At 53.6% G+C, this 16513-nt stretch carries 11 protein-coding genes and 1 pseudogene; all 12 read right to left on the reverse strand.

Translation table 11 applies throughout. The features are described from left to right. Nucleotides 1-288 precede the first annotated feature (288 nt). The 12 genes and pseudogenes from FDX19_RS03775 to FDX19_RS03830 all read right to left on the reverse strand — a co-directional run bounded on the left by FDX19_RS03775 (nt 289) and on the right by FDX19_RS03830 (nt 16259). Nucleotides 289-2259 (reverse strand): TonB-dependent siderophore receptor, encoded by a 1971-nt coding sequence (locus tag FDX19_RS03775; protein ID WP_137381653.1) that lies wholly within the window; start codon nt 2257-2259, stop codon nt 289-291. Nucleotides 2260-2282: 23 nt separating this feature from the next. Beyond that, nucleotides 2283-3140: a ModD protein gene (gene modD, locus FDX19_RS03780; protein ID WP_137381654.1), complete on the reverse strand. Its 858-nt coding sequence runs from the start codon at nt 3138-3140 to the stop codon at nt 2283-2285. Then, entirely contained in the window at nt 3137-3949 is an 813-nt protein-coding gene (locus FDX19_RS03785; protein ID WP_137381655.1) for a class I SAM-dependent methyltransferase, read from the reverse strand. The genes modD and FDX19_RS03785 overlap by 4 nt, the downstream gene beginning before the upstream one ends. Before the next feature lie 9 nt (nt 3950-3958). Continuing rightward, nucleotides 3959-4720 carry an ABC transporter ATP-binding protein gene (locus FDX19_RS03790; protein WP_137381656.1) on the reverse strand — a complete coding sequence of 254 codons (762 nt, stop codon included), beginning with the start codon at nt 4718-4720 and terminating at the stop codon, nt 3959-3961. Further along, nucleotides 4717-5703, reverse strand: coding sequence for an iron ABC transporter permease (locus FDX19_RS03795; RefSeq protein WP_137381867.1), 987 nt, complete (start codon nt 5701-5703; stop codon nt 4717-4719). Before FDX19_RS03795 ends, FDX19_RS03790 begins: the two co-directional genes overlap by 4 nt. After that, nucleotides 5703-6725 (reverse strand): ABC transporter substrate-binding protein, encoded by a 1023-nt coding sequence (locus tag FDX19_RS03800; protein WP_137381657.1) that lies wholly within the window; start codon nt 6723-6725, stop codon nt 5703-5705. The genes FDX19_RS03795 and FDX19_RS03800 overlap by 1 nt, the downstream gene beginning before the upstream one ends. A gap of 207 nt (nt 6726-6932) precedes the next feature. Continuing rightward, a pseudogene (locus tag FDX19_RS03805) lies at nt 6933-8645 on the reverse strand (alpha,alpha-trehalase). 172 nt (nt 8646-8817) lie between these two features. Beyond that, the gene (dhaM, locus tag FDX19_RS03810) at nt 8818-10248 is read right to left on the reverse strand and encodes a dihydroxyacetone kinase phosphoryl donor subunit DhaM (RefSeq protein WP_137381658.1); all 1431 of its coding nucleotides are present in this window, start codon (nt 10246-10248) and stop codon (nt 8818-8820) included. A 10-nt stretch (nt 10249-10258) separates the two neighbouring features. Beyond that, nucleotides 10259-10891, reverse strand: a complete 633-nt coding sequence (gene dhaL / locus FDX19_RS03815; protein ID WP_137381868.1) for a dihydroxyacetone kinase subunit DhaL — start codon at nt 10889-10891, stop codon at nt 10259-10261. Between the two features lie 11 nt (nt 10892-10902). Beyond that, nucleotides 10903-11973, reverse strand: coding sequence for a dihydroxyacetone kinase subunit DhaK (gene dhaK, locus FDX19_RS03820; protein ID WP_137381659.1), 1071 nt, complete (start codon nt 11971-11973; stop codon nt 10903-10905). 276 nt (nt 11974-12249) lie between these two features. Next, entirely contained in the window at nt 12250-14361 is a 2112-nt protein-coding gene (locus tag FDX19_RS03825; RefSeq protein WP_137381660.1) for a hypothetical protein, read from the reverse strand. Between the two features lie 38 nt (nt 14362-14399). After that, the gene (locus FDX19_RS03830) at nt 14400-16259 is read right to left on the reverse strand and encodes an STY4199 family HEPN domain-containing protein (RefSeq protein ID WP_137381661.1); all 1860 of its coding nucleotides are present in this window, start codon (nt 16257-16259) and stop codon (nt 14400-14402) included. Nucleotides 16260-16513 lie beyond the last annotated feature (254 nt).

Below are 16513 nucleotides of genomic sequence, written 5' to 3' on the forward strand. Positions count from 1 at the left end.
GAACGCCCTTTACACGTTCACAGGAGCCGGCGTTTCAGAGAAGCGATGAACATGAGGTGAACGGAACCCTCCGCCGGGAGCCGGGATTGTAAAGGGCGTGGCGGAGAACGCCCTTTACACGTTCACAGGAGCCGGCGTTTCAGAGAAGCGATGAACATGAGGTGAACGGAACCCTTTCTCTGAGAGTGCATATTCATAACTTCTACCCTCACAGGCGATACTTTCTGAAACTGAGGCGTTAACTGAACAGCATTACCCTGAACGGGGCCGTTTCTCTGTATCGCTAAGTCAGAACTGATACTCAACCCCGGCCCAGTAATTGCGACCTTCTTCGATAAACCCTTCGCTGTAGACGTACTGTGTATCAAACAGGTTGTTGACCGACGCGTTAACGCTAAAGCCATGTCCGATGGTGTAATCTGCCCGGAGGTGGGTAATGGCGAACCCGGACGCTTTTTGTGAGCCATCAGAATTGCTATAGCTTGAAGAGCGGGCCTCTTCGGACAGCGTAATGCTGAGTGGGTCCCACGGCTTCAGCGTCATCCAGGCGGTCAGGGTTTGCGTTGGCAGATCGGTAATTTTACCGATGTCGCTGCGTTTAACGTCAGCATGGATCAGACCGTAGCTTAGCCCCACATCCAGCATGTCAAAGACCTTACCTTTGACGCCTGCATCCAGGCCGGTGTAATCCACCCGACCACTGTTTTGGTTCTGAATCGTGTCGGCATCAATATTGTGGGACAGAATCGCATCGGTAATGCGGTTGTAATACACGCTGGCTTCGAATCCCCAGTTCTGGGTGAACGAACCGTTCCACGTAAGATCGACGCTGCGGGCGCGTTCCGGTTTTAGCTGCGGGTTGACCAGCGCTATCTGGTTATAAGCCGGTTTTGACGTGGTGTAGCGCTCTTTCAGCGTGGGGAAGCGCGTTCTGTCAGAGTAGGACAGCGCTAACGTGTCAGAATTTTCAAAGTGGTATTTGGTCATTACCTGCCAGTTAAAGGCGGACTGGTCGTTGTCATCATAATGGGTAACGCTGCCGTTTTTCTCGTGCTTCATCCCCTCTACGCTGTCACGCCAGTCGTAGCTGATACCTGCCACCACATCGACATTATCCGCAGCCGCCCATTGATATTCACTGGCGACAGACCAGGTACGATCTTCGTAGCGGTCATAAGCGGCATTCGGAGCCCCTTTTTCGCGATGAACATCGTCTTTCCAGTTCACGGCGAAAGAGAGCAGGTCGTTTTCCCGCATATCAGCGGAAAGCTGCAGACCTGCGCCGTCGCTGTAGTCAGAATAATGGCTGTAGCTGCCTTTCTTATTTTTCAGATCGGCAAGGGAATTGTACATCATCAGCGTATTTTCAAAGGTGTCGCGATACAGGCGGCTTTTCAATGTAAAGCGATCGCCCAAATGCGTGGTACCCTGATAGTAGTAACTTTCTTTATCATATTGCGGCCATTGCCAATAACGCGATTTCTGGCTGCTGGTTCCGGCATACGGCGGGTTATCTTTTTCGCCGTCCTGATTAATGTAGGTCAGAACATACTCATCATCGCCGCGTGGCGTGAACCCCAGTTTCACGATGCCGCGTTTATCATCGGCTGATGAGTTAATCATCTTGCCATTGCTGCCCGCTACCGGGTTATCAACACCATGAGGTAATCCGAGGAAATCCTGTTTTAGCTGGCTACCACTGAGCTGGATATAGCCGAGATCGTTGCTGGCACCGAACGACGCGTGCATATCATGGGCATTGTCTTTACTACGGCTCCAGCCCTGACGATACCCCAGAGAGCCCTCAATTGGCTTGGTGGGCTTTTTGGTCGTGATGTTGATAGCGCCACCCATCTGGTTCGGCCCCTGTAGCAAAGATGAGTAGCCTTTAGAGACTTCGACAGAAGCGATATCGGATGTCAGAAAACGGCCTAAATCAAGGTTGCCATCGTAGGGGATGTACACCGGAACACCGTCGAAAAAGACCGGGACCTGACGGCTGTCAAAACCGCGGACCTTCACTTGTTGCTCATTACGGTTACCGGATTTTTGCAGCACGACGCCGGGAACGACGCTTAGCGCCTGCGCCACGTTTTGTTTATCCAGTTGCTGCATCGTTTCCTGGCCGAGAACCGTCGTGGTTGCGGCGGAGGCCGGACTCGACCAGACGGTCATGGTTTCGCTTTCCTGCCCAGCAAAAGCACCTTGCGCGAAAGCAAACGACAGGGCTGTGTAAAGACAACTTTTGTTGAAATTCATTATTTATAGTCCATTTATAAATGTTATATGCCACGTGCGTCCGGGCTCAGGCTAACTTTGATATCCGCCGGTGGGGCGTAGTAAGGCGCGGAGGTGATAAAGAGCCTGATGCCACAGTCGAGATAACTCGCCAGTGAGGCGAGGGTAATGCCGCCAGTCAGCGCTAGCGTGCAATGGGGGGCCAGAGAAGGAGCCTGGCGAGCGATGTCTGCTGCCTGCTCAGGGGTAAACTTATCGAGTTGCAGCACATCAGGGGCTGCATGTAGCGCGGCCAGTGCCTCATCGGGGGTATCGGCTTCGACGACAATCTTTTTTTCTGGCGCATGGGCGCGGAGTTGCGCGATTGCTGCAGCCCAGTCGTGCGGATCGGCAAGAAAACGGCGATGATTCGCAAACAGCAGCACGGTTTCGGCGCATCCTCCGCGATGGATAATGCCTCCGGCGGCAAGGATCGCCTGGGTCGCCAGCATACGCGTGCCGGGGATGGCTTTGCGGGTACAGGCAATCTGCCCATCGGGATAGCGTTGGCGTAGCACGTTCAGCATCTCGTCGAGATAGCGCGATACGCCGCAGCTCCATTCCAGTACGTTCTGTACCGCTTTCCAGCCCTGGTGCAGCGCCGCCGCGTTACCGTGCGCGCGCAGAAGTAACTGTCCGGTGTTCGCCCGTTCGCCATCGGGCACAAGGTCGGTAACGGTCAAACCCAGTGATGTCAGCATTTGTCTGGCCACAGCGGTTCCGCTCACGCACCCGCCCTGGCGGTGATAAAAATCCATATTCCCCGGCTGTTCGCCGATACCTAACGCCCGGGTTGTTAAATCGCCGCCCTGAATATCTTCCAGCAGCAGCGCATCGACTTGCGCCTGTGAGCAGTAGATCATTGCAGCGCCTCCCGCGGTACGCTGTCCCACCAGATAAGCGCCCAGTCGCGACTGGCGGGCGCGATGGTGCGAGGGTCCTGCTGATGGTACCAGTGCTCCAGACGCTCAATTTCGTCTGTGCTCAGTTCCCCCATGCTCCAGCGCACGTTTTCCAGAAAACGTGTCCAGGTGCTGTTGTCCTGCTGACAGTTGGGTCCACGGATAAAATCAACATGTGCGTGAATGCCCATCTGATACAAAACATTCAGTGCATAGATATAGTTGGGAAGCTCAATCACCTCGCGCCCCAACGCACGCTGAATCGTGGGTGATACAAATGAGGAACTGACGAGATGGGTGGTGTAAACCCGTAGCCGGGCCTGATTATTCAGTTTGGTCATGGCCTGGCGCATATCGGCAACCAGCGTCGAACGTGAGGCGACGGCAATATCACATTGGGGCAGGTCGTCCCAGTGCGCTTCCCATGCGCGCTGCACCCACTGTACGTGGCGCGCGCCCATCTGCCCGGCACGGCGAGCGGCAACGCTCAGCATTCCCTGGCTGTAGTCAACGCCGTAAACGATCGGCATTTTTTTGGCCAGCGCCAGCGCAACCGTTCCGGGTCCGCAACCCATATCAAACAGTGATTCAGCACCTTTCAGGTCAATCTTGCTCAATAACTGGAGCAGGTAGCTGTCGGTTAATGAGGCGCAATTCTCTGCCATTTTTTCCGCACGTTTGTCCCAGTGCTCTGGTTTTTTCTCGGTTCGCTTCGCCAGAAGTAACTGTTTGCGGTACAGGTCAGCAAAATCAATGTCGTCAATGAGCATCGTGATTCCTTAATCGTGTGAGCCAAAGAGGTGATGGGCTATTTGTGAGGGGGTGACCCGATACAGGGTGGCCAGACGTTCAGCTGCCAGTTGGTGTTCAGGCTCCCCCTGTGACACCAGACCGTCTGGCTCGACGCGCACCACGCTGTCGGCAATGGCGCGCGCATGCAACGGATGGTGGGTCGACATCAGCAGCGCCATGCCAGAATCTTTTAGCGTGACCAGTGTGTCGAGCAGTCGGATCTGGTGACCAAAATCGAGGCTGGAAGCGGGTTCATCCAGCAGTAAAAGACGTGGACGTTGTGCCAGCGCACGGGCAATCAACACCAGTTGGCGTTCACCTCCGCTGAGTGTGTTCCAGCGCCGGGGCGCGAGATGCGGGATCGCCAGCACGTCCAGTTGTTCAAGGGCGATATCGCGCTCTTTGACGCCGGGAACGGCAAATGCCGCCATTTGCGGGGCCAGTCCCATCATCACCATATCCAGAGCCGTGAAGGCAAACGCACCGTCATGTGCCTGAGGAACCCAGGCGATGAAGGCGGCGCGTTCACGGTCGCTGAGATGATTCACCGCGATACCATCAAGCATAATCTGGCCAGCAATCGGTTGAAGAACGCCAAGAATGGTACGCATCAGGGTGGTTTTCCCGCTGCCATTGGCGCCAATCAGGCAACAGATTGACCCTGGCGCGACGCTAAACGAGACATCGCGCAAGACAGGGTGCCGGGAATGGTAGCCGAGAGACGCATGTTGTACGGTCAGCAACGTCATGGTCGGCCTCCCCGGAGCAGAAGTAACAGGAAGAAGGGGGCACCAATAAATGCGGTCAGGATCCCCAGCGGGATTTCCGTGCTGCTCAGGGTGCGGGCAAGGGTGTCTGTCAGCAGCAGTAAAATAGCGCCGATCCCCATTGAAACGGGCAGTAGCCGTTGGTGGTTGTTCCCACAAAGCAGTCTGCCAATGTGTGGCACCACCAGCCCAATCCAGCCAATAATTCCGGCAATCGCCACAGTACAGGCGGTGATAAGCGTGGCGCAGATAATCAGCCAGAGCCGTAGCCGGGATACGTTGATGCCCAGAGAACGGGCTTCATCATCCGAGAGGGTGAGCAAATTCATGCGCCAGCGTAGCAGCAACAGCGGCACCAAACCGGCCACGATCAGCGGTGCGGACAACCACAGGTCGTGGGCGGTGATGGTCGACAGACCACCGAGTAGCCAGAAGGTAATCGACGGTAGCTGGGTATACGGGTCAGCCAGCGTTTTGATGAGCGAAATCCCTGCGCCGCACACCGTACCCAGCGCAATGCCGACCAGTACAAGGGTGAGTACCGGATCGTGGCGTTTTACCCGCTGGGTGATGAGCCACACGCCCGCCACCACGAACAGGCCGCCGACAAATGCATACAGTTGAATACACAGGATCGGTAAACCCAGCAGGATGGCGGTACAGGCCCCTAAACCCGCCCCGGCCGCCACGCCGAGAATATCCGGCGACACCAGTGGGTTACGGAACATACCCTGATAAGTGGTCCCTGCGCCCGCCAGTGCCGCGCCCAGCAGCAATGCAGCCAGAATGCGCGGCAATCGAATCTGCCAGAAGACGATTTTGTCCTGTGTCGGCACGCCTGGATGGCCAGCAATGAGGTTCATCACCTGCTGGGCATCCAGGCGGTATGCACCTGAAACCGTTGCGACGATGACACACGCGGCAATGGCTGCGATCATCAGGATACTCAGCGTTGTCATTCTCATCACAGTGTCACCAGCTTCTGAAACTGTGCATCGCTTAATGAGGTGTGCCAGAACAACTCTGCGTAGCGCTGCATATCGGTCTTAAAGTGGGTTTCAATTTGGGGGGCAAGCCAGGCGTGCAGGCGACGCAATCCCAGCAACCGGTTGATGCCCGGCGGAGCGTCCAGCCAGCCAAACGGCAGTCCGCTGAGAAACAGAATACGTTGCTCAGCAACGGCTTTGACCCCTTGCCAGACGGGATCTTCTCGCAGGTACTTTGCGGTGACTGCATCCTGAACCAGAATAATATCGGGCTGCCAGCCCAACAGATTTTCCATGGATACCTGGGTCAATCCATGTCGTCCCGGGATTTGCGCGACATTGTGTAATCCCAGTAACTCTGGTGCTTCGGTATGCAGTGAACCCTGCAAACCGGTTTCCAGCCCTCTGGCACCGCGTGCGGCATAAAAGCGCAGTTTTGCTGCGGGGGAGTGCGAAAACGCATCTGCGTCATCAATAAATCGACGGGCCAGTGCGGCCTGTGCAGAGGCCCGTGCTGCCATACCCAGCGCGGCCCCTGCGGCTTGCAGTTGCGCCGGGGTTTGTCGGAGCTCGCCGTTAATTAGCAGCCACGGAACGTGCGTTTGCGCGTTGACCTGCCGGGCTTGAGAAAGCCAGGTTTCATCAGCATTGCCGCAGTCCACCACCAGGTCGGGTTTCAGCGCTAACAAGGCCTCCAGTGACAGGGTGCTGGCGCGTCCTGCCAGTCTTCCCAGCTTCGGTAACGCCAAAATGTCATGATGGAATGGCACTGCGGCCTGGTGAGAAAAATCAAAGGATGAAAATCCCACCAGTTTTTCCGGTGCGACAGCCAGCAATAGCATATCGGCAGGTGCTCCGGCACTGACGACGCGCTGGATTGTGTCGGGTGATGGCGGCGAACCGACAGCGACGGTAAGCGGTGTTTGGGCAAGGGCCGGAAAATGGCGTAACAGCAGCGCAGATGCCACGAGCTGGGCAAACATCCTTCTTGTCAGTGGCATTATGTTGATCCTGAACAGTGATAAAATCGCTATATATTTACATATACAGCGAATAAAAACATGTTCAGAATCAATTTCACACGGATGAAAACAGGGGATACCCCATAAGGGCTAGATGCAATGGATACACCTGAAATGGAGATTTATGGCACCAAAAAATCCGCGACCAGGCGCGGATTTAGAGGACGCTTAAGACACCAGAGAAGATTAGGACGTCGGTTGAGTCTGCTTTTTGGCCTCGGAAGGCGTGTGACTGGCGGGGGCGGGGCGCGTTGCCGGTACGTTGTCGCAGGGTTTATCTTTAGCACATATCAGATCGAGCATTTTTAGCGTTACGCCGTTAGTCCAGCCGAAACCATCCTGTAGCGGGTATTCGCCACCACCGCCACCGGTTCCTGTGCTGCTCACGTCATACTTCTCAACCAGTTTTTTCTCACGATCGTAGGTGTGCTGCACATTGGTGAGGAATCGCCAGGTGACATCCATAGCGACATCATTTTGGCCATAGTTCTGTAATCCCGATGCAGCGACCCACTGTAACGGCGCCCAGCCGTTGGGGGCATCCCACTGCTGGCCGCTTTTCACCGACGTGGTGGCAAGGCCGCCTGGTTGCAACAGATGCGCCTGAGTTGCTGCTGCCACCTTGCTGGCACGATCTTTCGCTGCCGCATTTACAAATAAGGGGAACAGCGCGGCGGCAGTTAACTGATTACGGACTTTGTGGCTCTTCAGATCATAGTCGGCATACCAGCCTTCTTTGTCATTTCACAACCAGGTTTCAATCCCTTTTTGGCGGGCATTGGCAAAGCCCTCGTACTGCGCTGCTTTGGCATCGTCACCTGCGGCTTTGCTGGCGAGAGCGATCATTTTCTCCATCTTGTATAACAACGCATTGAGATCGACAGGCACGATGCTGGTGGTGCGCAGGGTACTTAGCTGGTTGGGGTTATCCATCCAGCGCGAACTAAAGTCCCAGCCGGATGCGGCGGCTGAGCGCAGGTCGCGATAAATTTCAGTGGCAGGGCGGTTCGGGTTGCTTTTCGCGGTGGCAATATCTTCAACCCAGGATTCAGGTCTTGGCGTATCGCGGTCATCCCAGTAGCGGTTTAAAAGGGTGCCATCAGCCAGTTTGACCACCCGTTTATGCTGTTGACCGGGCTGAAGCGCTTCGCCTCCTTCCATCCAGTAGCTGTACTCTTTTTGCATCTGCGGGAGATATTTTTTCAGCGCGTCGTTACCGTCATGCTGCGCCAGCAGTTCAACCATAAAGGCAAAGAACGGCGGCTGCGAACGGCTCAGGTAGTAGCTTCGGTTGCCGTTAGGAATGTGCCCCCACGAATCAATCTCATAAGCGAAGTTGGCCACCATATCAGAGACCTTGTCCCAGCGATTGCTCTCGGCCAGCCCCAGCATGGTAAAATAGCTATCCCAGTAATAAATCTCACGAAAACGCCCGCCCGGCACTACATAGGGTTCTGGTAGCGGCAGCAGAGAGTCCCATTTTTCGACATCGGTGGTTGAGCGAGTGAGTACCGGCCACAGTCCGTCAATGTGCTCGCGGAGTGATTGCCCGGCCGGGGGGACGTATTTCTCACCCTCTTTTGGCAACGTGAAATTCACTTCCACAAAATGGCGTAAATCAAAGCCGGACTGATTTTTCTGCATCCGATAATCGGCAAGGATCATCAGCGGATCGCTGTTGGGCACTGCGTCGGCAAAGGTTTTCTGATCGGGAAATAGCTTTGCTGTCTGTACATCATTGAACAACGGACCAAGCAGAATATCAGGAGGAGAGGGCGTAGCGGCAGGTGAATCCTCGGCGTGCGCAGTAAAAGAAGCCAGAGCAAAAAAGGTGCTTGCGAGCGTCAGTTTTATCGCCACTGACAGCAGGCCTGGATGGCGAATGGCGGGCGTTATCATTGGTTAATCTCCTTAGCGGCGTGCCGAAGCTGCGGCATTTACCATGAGAAAACCTTAGTTCAGGATCGACCGTTGCGCGTGATCCGCCCCCCATTTTGCGATTAAACAGACATTTCCTGACGGAGGAAGTGAAATAGCCCACCTTTTACAGATAACGGGTGGGCTGTGGGTATCAGACTGCGAGGATCACCCGATTTGCTGCACCGTCCAGAGTCAGAGCGTCACCCATCTTGATAGCATCGAGGGTTTCGCCTTGTTGGCATACCCAGCACAAGCCCATCTCGCGGGCGATAATCGCCGAGTGGGAGGCTTCACTACCGGCTCGCAGGCAGATCCCTTTAATCGTGAGCGGGTCGAGTTGCAGCACGGTAGACGGATAGATGACATCGGCGACCAGAATGGTCGGTCGAATAAACGCGGGGATATGTGCACTTTCGCCGGTTAAATGTTGCAGCGTACGGGACAGCAAATCCTCAATATCAATGTATCGTGCCTGTAAATAAGGATCGTCGAGTTGCAGATACTGCTGACTCAGATCGCTCAGTACGTTATGCCAGGCGTAGGCTGCGCTACACTGCTTTTCGCGCATCAAATCACAGGCCATATCGAAAAGCTCAGGATCGTCGAGCAGCGTGTGATGACCAGAGAAAATGGCGGCGATATCAGCGGAATATTTCTCCTCTGCCAGCGCGGTTAAATCACTCAGGTCGTCGAGTGTGCGTAGAATGGCCGCTTTTAGCCGCTGCTGCTCGTCCTGCGCATCCGCGGCGGGGCGATGGGTGACTTCCGGTGAGAACGGCGTATAGCAAAAGGCCGTACCCGTTGCCAGCGCAGGCACCGGTACTGCGACACTTGCAGCGCGTGCTTCTTCGACGGACTCGCCAAAATTCTCAGCCGCCAGCTGTTTAAACGCAGCCAGCGCCGCGTCTGCCTGTTCACCTTTGGCAATCAGGCGCAGCGTGTCATTACAGCGCACCTGCAGCAGTGCTATCTGATTCAGGCTGTCAGGAACGACGCACTTGCCGTTTTTTTCCAGCCACATGTCGGCATTAAAGCCAGACAATGTGGAGACCAGCCGTGATGCCGGGCGAACATGTATACCGTTGGGGTTTTTTACGGTCACGGCAACCGAACGGGCATCCGCGTCGGGTGACAATTCAGCTGGTCTGGTCTTCGCGACAGACGACGAAGGTAAACCCAGTTGCTCACGCTTGGCGTCGAGGGCATTCATGGCATCATTGATGACCCGATCGATATCCGCGCCCGCCGCAGCACTGACGGTTGCCGCCAGCGTACCTTCAACCAGCGGGGCGGCGCACAGACGCACCTTGGCGGCGATCGCCGGGTCGAGCAGATCCAACGCGGTTTCCGCACTCAGTAGTGCGCTGCCAATATCCATCATCACCAGCACGTGATCCGTGTCTGCCACTGACTCAATGGCCTCCATCACTTTGATGGGGTCGGTGCCAATGGGGTTCTCAGGATCGTCAATGCCTGCGGCAATAGCGAGTTTACAACCATCACCCATTAACATCTGTCGGGCTAACGCACCGACGCCTTCGCCCAGTTGGGCGCTGTGAGACACAATAACCAGGTTTACCATCGTTTTATCCTTACTCTCTGGAAGCCTGCGCCAGCATTTGCATCATAAACATAACGGACGTTGCGCCGGGGTCCTGATGCCCAATGCTGCGCTCACCGAGGTAGCTGGTACGGCCTTTGCGCGCCTGCATGGTGATGGTACTTTGCGCCGCGGTTTCTGCCTGGGCGCTTGCCGCCTCCAGTGCGGCCTGTACGCTCAGCTTTTGCTCGCTGGACTGGCGCAAAGATTCGACGACGGGTACCCAAACGTCGCACATGGTTTTGTCACCCGGTTCGGCTTTACCACGACTAATGACACCTTCCGCGCCATCACGCATCATCTGATACAACTCGTCAACCGTCAGGCTTTGATGGGCCTGAGTGACCTGCGCGGCGCGGATGAAAAAGGTGCCGAACAGCGGGCCACTGGCGCCACCGACGCTTGAGAGCAGTACCATCCCGGTATTTTTCAAAATAAAACCGATGTCTTTATCCGCAATGGACGGGAGCTTTTCGACCACTTTACTGAAGCCGCGGTGCATATTCAGACCGTGGTCGGCATCGCCGATTTCCCGGTCAAGGCCGGTAAGAAAATCGCTTTCGGTGGTGAATATTTCGCCGCAGCGATAGAGCCAGTTAACAATTTGTGTTCTGGTGAGGGACATCATGAATCTCCTTATTTACCCCAGTTGAGTGCAGGGGTGTGAACCGGTGCATCCCATAAGCTCAGCGTTTCGTCATCCACTTGTAGCAGGGTGATTGAGAAACCGGTCATATCCAGAGAGGTGCAGTAAGAGCCAATCAGGTTACGCTCGATGACAATACCGGCATCCTGACAACGGCTTTCAAGGCGGTTATACACGCCGAAGAGTTCAGACAGCGGTGTCGCACCGAGATTATTGACCAGCGCAATCACGCGATCGCCGCTCTGTAGCGCGCGTTTGCTTTCTTTCCCTTCCTGCCAGGCGCCCTGAAGGTGATCCCAGTGACGCAGCGTACGACTGTAGTGGCCGTTTTCCAGCAGGGTGTCAAACATTTCATCCACCGTTTGATCAAGCGAAGAGAATGGACGGCGGTCAATGCCGGGTTCGCCGTGGATACCGACGCCAAACTCCATTTCGTTGTCCTGTAGGGTGAATGACGGTTGACCGGCCGCCGGCACGGTACAGGCGCCAATGGCAATCCCGATGGAATGACCCTGGTTGTTCAACTGGCGTCCCAGCGCTGCGCAGGCATCCAGTGAGTCTCCACGTTCTGCGGCCGCACCGACCAGTTTTTCAATCAATACCGTATTTGCCACACCGCGACGACCGGCGGTGTACAGACTGTCTTTCACCGCCACGTCATCATCCACGACCATCGTGGTGACTTTGACGCCGCTTTCATGCAACAACTCGGTTGCCGTTTCGAAGTTAAGAATGTCGCCGGTGTAATTTTTGATTATCAGCAGTACGCCTTCGCCGCCGTCAATTTGCATGGCACATTCAAACATTTTATCCGGCGTTGGCGAGGTGAAAATTTCACCCGGACAGGCACCAGAAAGCATACCCTGGCCAATGTAGCCGCAGTGCATTGGCTCATGGCCGCTACCCCCACCGGAAAGCAGCGCCACTTTGCCCATCACTGGCGCATCCGCGCGAGTAACGTACACCGGGTCCTGATGCAGTGCCAGAGAGGGGTAGGCTTTTGCCAGCCCGGCGAGTTGTTCGTTCAGTACGTCTTCAACACGGTTGATCAATTTTTTCATTGTTTATGCTCCGCAGACAGTCCTGAGATGGCTGCACATATCAGGCAGACATCTGATGTAGGGTATCGGTTTGTACAACGCCACGGCGACCTCTCGCTGCCGATAAGGTAATTTTGCACACGGGTAGTCAAAAGAAAATTGATGTGATTGGCGTTTCAATACGGAACATTAGCATCTGGTAATGTTCCGTATTGAAACGTATTGGTGCATAAAACAGCGGAAGTGAGAGATGCGGCAAGGTTTATGCTGACGGCATCGTGAATAAAACGTTATTTCTTACTCCTCCTTGCCATTAAAATCGAAAAACCAGAACAAGATAAAACCAATGAAACCAAAAATGAGCAGAATAGCCAGGGTATAGACTTCATATCGTGCGGCATCTGCAGCAATCGCCTGTAACGTATCGATTGCCGGGGCTGGCTGCTCTTTGAATAGCATGAGTTGCCATTCATAAAGGTTTGTCGTTTTTATCTCTTTAATCGGTTCCCAAATATGGTTAGCCGCCGCGCCGAGTGCTAAAGCGGAAAACAGTGCGCCGTATATGCGTTGACGTTTTTCCTGACGCTGACTAATCGCTTGGCGCATGAGCTGATCCAATTGCTCTATCTGCGCCATGAGCTCCTGGCGTTGTTCAGACAATCCCCACTGCCGAGAGAGATCGTCACTCAGTTGGTTATGTAGGGCATCGTTGCCGACCAAAGCACCTTTATTCATGGCTTTTAGCGCCCGGGCCTTGGTTTCCAGCATCATTTCGGACCAGTCAGATAGACGACGAATTTTGCCCTTTCGGTTGTGAATTTGCTGCGATTCGAGCAGATCCTTGAGCCACTGTTCAATCTGTTGGCCAGAGTTTGCCAGAAAATTTTCATACTCATGGCTGACATCCGCGACGGAACTGGCCGCTTTAATCAGTATCGCCAGATGTTTATCCTCTTCTTCGCGACAGAAGAATGTGACGCCATGACGGTGAGCGACGACCAGAATATTGCTGTACCACTGGCTACTGTACTCGCTGGCGGGGGGCAGATCCGCAGGACTCCGGACGACGCGCGTGCTATCGCTCTGTGCTGCCAGCCAGGCATGGAAGGTGGGGGTGTCGATCATACGCATCAGCGGCACTATCGTAATATCACCGCCCTCCGGGATGCGATGCTGATAGACACGAATGCATTTACCCTTTGTGCGGCAATCCAGTTCGGGTAAAACTATTGGCACAATGGCGTTATCAAGGTAACGGGTAAAATAATTCTCCCAGATTGCGGGCAAAACGTCTTGTTGCCAGGTCAGTTTCGAGCCGGGCTCTCCGGGCGCAAGCTGCTTCGGTGCCGCAATGAGCGTCATTCTGCCTTGATCATCGTACCAGGGTTGGTTCGGTGCTCCTGGGATTAATTTATCGCTTCCGGCCAGGCGATAGCTTTCAAGAAAACGCGGCGTATCGTGCGGGCGTACCCCTTGCCAGGCCGCATCTTCACGTTGTTCCAGAGCGGACCACAGGGCATCAAGGCGCGTCCCCTGAATGGGGTTGAGTGAAATAACGATATCATTGCCCGTGCCCACTTCTCGCGGGCGATAAATGGCCAGCAACCCAAATCCATTGTGCGTCCAACTGCGTTCTTTGTCGCAGCGGGCGAGAATTTTCAGCATCCCGGAAGGGAGCGTTTCGGTGATAAACAGTGCATCAACCACCGTTTGCCGCCGGCCTGTGCCGAGGTCCAGCAGGAGTTGGCAGGTCACCGAGCGCTTGATAACGTGTTGGTAAATCTGTTGCTCATACGCCAGACTTGCGACCGCACTTGCATAACATTGCGTGTGCATGGGCATAATGCCTGCGGTAGGGTCGGGGTTGGCTATTATCATATCGCTCAACAGGCGCAGGCAGGCCAACATGTTGTGGCGAACAACGGCAGTATCATCCAGGGATTGCTCGCACAGGCTGCTATGCGCGAGTGCGGATAACAAGCACGCGGCAGAACGCGCCGTATCATCACCGTCCAGATAAATACCGCTTTCCCATGCGGTGACGTATTCCAGCCACGGATGTGTTGATAGCGACAGCGAACCAACGGCATTGAGATGGTTCAAAAACAGCAACAGCGTGAAACAGGTATCCAGAGAGAAATCTTCAATAACGATTCGCTGTATTCCCTGGACACTTGAGAGTTTGCTGCGCCATATAGTCCATTGACGATCGTCGGCATTTGCCACCAGTTCACTCACCGAATGGTAGTGACCTGCACGGTATCCTTTGTTATTGAGCGCGACACCCTTTTGGCTTTCCGTATCATTGCCGTCGCCCAATCCGATCAGCAGGCTGCCAGCCGGTGCATCACGCTGCGACGGATTGAACTCGAAAGTAAACTGCGGCCATGCATTGTTGAATGCGAACATATAATTCTCTGTCGATGAATGTGTTGGTGTATCGCTCATTATTTGACTACGTTATAAATGACCCGTTGTGAGCGACTCCAGTTATCGTCAATCGCAATATTGGGTTCATGGTTTTCTTGTTTTACGCAGTAGTTCTTAACCAGGCTTTTTAACTCAGCCCCGTTGAGCGTGCCGAACATCAGACGCGTATTCAGTTCTTTCAATAACACATCGTGGAGTGAATAGGTGGTAGGTCTTTGCAGTGAAAACTGCGCCGCGTCAGCCAGTAAGTCACGCGCATTATCGGCCATCAAACGGCGTTCACAGCGACCCGCAGGTTCATTTTTGGCCATTTCTTCATCGTAAGCTTTCTTCTGGGCTTTCTCAAAATTAAGCGCTCTGTCGAGTTCCGCTTTAATACCCTGAACATCCCTGGCAGAAGAACAGAATGTTTTTAAATAACGAATCTGTATGGGGGTCAGCGTGCCATTACGGTTCGCTTGCTGACGTAATTTACCGGCCATTCTGAGACAACCGTTTTTTTCATCCATCAACGATGCTGATTGTAATAGGGCATTCAACGTTTCCTGGCGATCTTCCTGTAATGCGGCTTCGGCATAATACAGTTTCCAGCGCATGCCTCCGGCAAGAAACAAATTGACAACCTGGGTATCACCGCGGTCGATAGCGGCGCGAAGATTTTTTTCATCCCAGGCAATGCCAATATTCGCCAGTTCTTTACGCGGATCGTTACTGGTTTCTTTTTTCGCACCGGCAACCGTTTTACCCACTTCCCCGAGATCGCTACGGATGGACTCCGTATTCACCAGCGTCTTGGTTGAAGTTCCAAAAGTCAGTACCGAGCCAACAATAAGGACGGCGATACCGCCCAACACCCAGACTACATACTTGCGAATGATGTCCGTACGCGTTTTGATTACCTCAAGATCTTGAGCCTGAGCCACCAGATTATCTTTTATTTCCTGAACGTCGCCGCCGAGATCTTCAATCTTTTGGCTGGTCCGTTCGAAATAGCGAGCAACCTCAGCATTGCTGTCATCAAAAAAGCGATCAGGGTTAACTTTTACGCGGCCTTCATCGAAGGCCTCCTGTACCGGCTCAGTAATTTCTCGGTAATAGTAATTCACCAATGTTGTTTGGACGGAGGTTACCCGCTTGTGATGCGCCAGACGGTTGCGAATTACGCGAATATCGTCAAGAAAGGTGTTCAGTGTTGTACGTTTATCGTTAACAAAGCTGAGCAACGGGGTATATTGATAAAGCGGAGAATAGTGGATGGGATATTCGTTTTTATCAATAAACAGTGAGGCGAGTTCACTGAAAAGGGTCCCACTCAATACGTCATCACGATCGGCAACGTTCAGCCATTTTTTCACACGTTCCTGACCAAATAATTTGTTTAGGTGCTCAAGTAGGGCTTGTTGGTTATTGTACGCTTCATTAATTAAACTACGAATGGTCAACTCTAATGCCCGTACCTGCTGCAAACTACGTAACTGCTTTTCTTCGCCTTCGTTATGCAGCGTCGTTGAATAAGTTAATTGAGGTTGTTTTTCTCGCAAATATTCGAGCTGCCACAAAAGACGCAACGCGGCAATGGTCAGATTTCTGTCCGCAGGCTGGCCATCTGTATTTCTGACGAGCCATTTTTTCAAGGTTCTAAGTGCCGCAAGAAAGCTCGCCATTTCCTGCTCGTTATAGTTAAATCGAGCCGCTACACTGTTCCAGTTGCCCAATTTCTCTCGGGCTTTATCAAGTGAATAATAAAACGTATCAGGCGAGAGCTGCGTGGGGACTGGCATACCCAGCAGGGATAAGATTTGTGGAAATGCGCTGTCGAAAAGAGACAGGCAACGAGTAAAATCGTTGTGCTCAGAAGCAGATGAATGATCGACCATTATATTCTCACGTGGTTATTCGCTGAGTTTTCCCGGCCCGATCTAATCGCACTGTGTCAGGCAACTTTCCCTGCAGCCAGAATGCCATAATTCGACGATTATTCGGGATTTTTAATCAGTTCGTCAATATATATGCGGGGCGTAATATTGGTAGTAGACATTGCGGCCAATAATGCATCGCTATGCGTTCTTAACGCAAATTATGGTTGCTGCGACGGAATTTAATGTTTATTGGCTAACAAAATACGCAGATA

This window comes from Citrobacter sp. wls619, from assembly GCF_005281345.1.
Lineage (GTDB): Bacteria > Pseudomonadota > Gammaproteobacteria > Enterobacterales > Enterobacteriaceae > Citrobacter.

Excerpts from the sequence above, each read along its gene's own strand:
- FDX19_RS03775 (WP_137381653.1), bottom strand. The coding sequence starts at position 2,259 with ATGAATTTCAACAAAAGTTGTCTTTACACAGCCCTGTCGTTTGCTTTC.
- modD (WP_137381654.1), bottom strand. The coding sequence starts at position 3,140 with ATGATCTACTGCTCACAGGCGCAAGTCGATGCGCTGCTGCTGGAAGAT.
- FDX19_RS03785 (WP_137381655.1), bottom strand. The coding sequence starts at position 3,949 with ATGCTCATTGACGACATTGATTTTGCTGACCTGTACCGCAAACAGTTA.
- FDX19_RS03790 (WP_137381656.1), bottom strand. The coding sequence starts at position 4,720 with ATGACGTTGCTGACCGTACAACATGCGTCTCTCGGCTACCATTCCCGG.
- FDX19_RS03795 (WP_137381867.1), bottom strand. The coding sequence starts at position 5,703 with ATGAGAATGACAACGCTGAGTATCCTGATGATCGCAGCCATTGCCGCG.
- FDX19_RS03800 (WP_137381657.1), bottom strand. The coding sequence starts at position 6,725 with ATGCCACTGACAAGAAGGATGTTTGCCCAGCTCGTGGCATCTGCGCTG.
- dhaM (WP_137381658.1), bottom strand. The coding sequence starts at position 10,248 with ATGGTAAACCTGGTTATTGTGTCTCACAGCGCCCAACTGGGCGAAGGC.
- dhaL (WP_137381868.1), bottom strand. The coding sequence starts at position 10,891 with ATGTCCCTCACCAGAACACAAATTGTTAACTGGCTCTATCGCTGCGGC.
- dhaK (WP_137381659.1), bottom strand. The coding sequence starts at position 11,973 with ATGAAAAAATTGATCAACCGTGTTGAAGACGTACTGAACGAACAACTC.
- FDX19_RS03825 (WP_137381660.1), bottom strand. The coding sequence starts at position 14,361 with ATGTTCGCATTCAACAATGCATGGCCGCAGTTTACTTTCGAGTTCAAT.
- FDX19_RS03830 (WP_137381661.1), bottom strand. The coding sequence starts at position 16,259 with ATGGTCGATCATTCATCTGCTTCTGAGCACAACGATTTTACTCGTTGC.